The organism is Streptomyces gelaticus, assembly GCF_014649535.1.
Taxonomy (GTDB): domain Bacteria; phylum Actinomycetota; class Actinomycetes; order Streptomycetales; family Streptomycetaceae; genus Streptomyces; species Streptomyces gelaticus.
In genome coordinates, this window is sequence record NZ_BMTF01000086.1 from 1 (window position 1) to 1,190 (window position 1,190).

The following is a 1,190-nucleotide window of genomic DNA, read 5'->3' on the forward strand; positions in this document are numbered from 1 at the left end:
CCTGCTGCTGAACGCCGAGTCGGAGATCACGCAGCTGTCGGCCGAGCCGGTTGTGTCCCAGAGCACCGCGACCGCGTCGGCCGGCGATGCGCCCCCCGCCGGTCCGGTCCACTACCTGGGCACCGGTCCCGGTCCCTCGGCCATGGTCCCCAGGGAACTCAACTTCGTCTGGCTCGGTGGCGAACTGACGGACGGTGCCCGCGCCAACCTCCGGACATGGGCGGCCAAGGCAGAAGAAGCACAGTGGAAGCTGACGATCTGGACGGACGAAGGCGGCCAGCGCAACAACAAGGAGTTCCTCAAGGCCCTCGCGGAATCCGGCACCGTTCAACAAGGCCGGGTCGAGGACCTGTTCAAAAAGGACAAGACCACCGGCAGGGAGAAACTGCCCTCCAAGGTGTCCAAGCTCTACGACGCCGCGCGCAAGGAGAACAGCTTCGCGATGGCCTCCGACATCGCCAGGTACGCCCTCCTCCACAAACACGGCGGCGTATACCTCGATGTCGACCTGGGCCCCGGAGAAGTGGTACTGCGCCCCGAAGGCGTCACCATGCCCAAGGGCGACGACACCCTGCCGATGTTCGGCCCCATGCTCCGCGACCCCAACAGCGTACGAAGACTGCTCGGACTCGACGAGAACGCACCCGTGACCGCGGACCACATCCACCAGGCCGCCGAAGTCGCCTACCAGGAAGGGCGCTTCGGAAACCAGTTCATCGTCACCCACCCCCGAAGCCGCTTCATGAAGCAGGTTCTGGACAACCTGCCGGACATCAACAACAAGGACGCCTACGCCAGAGGCGTCCTCGAACTCGCCATAAAATCGAAGAACGTCGGCGCCAGCACCGGCCCGATATTCCTCCTGCGACAGTTCAACGAACACATCAAGTCCCTCGACACCACACAGACCCCCAACATCAGGTTCGGACCACCCCCCGAATTCCGTGTCCGCACAGCCGAATGGACCGACTGGACCCGCCTGGACTGGCTCACCGACGAGAGCGAGAACCAGGAAACCCCCCAGAGCACGTCCGCACCCGCCCGACGCAAAACCCTGGCCAACCGCCTCGGCGACACCGTCAGGACGATCAAGGGCTCAGTACGATGGGGCAGCGGCAGGTCCGGTACCGACACAACACTGCTACCGAACAACGGCACACTGCTGAGCGGCCTCGACCCCGCACCACAAC

Annotated in this window: 1 protein-coding gene; it reads left to right on the forward strand. The window is 64.6% G+C overall.

Annotated features, from left to right (window positions below; genetic code table 11):
• On the forward strand, nucleotides 1-1,190 hold a 1,190-nt coding region (locus tag IE107_RS34445), incomplete at both ends, for a glycosyltransferase (RefSeq protein ID WP_229867485.1).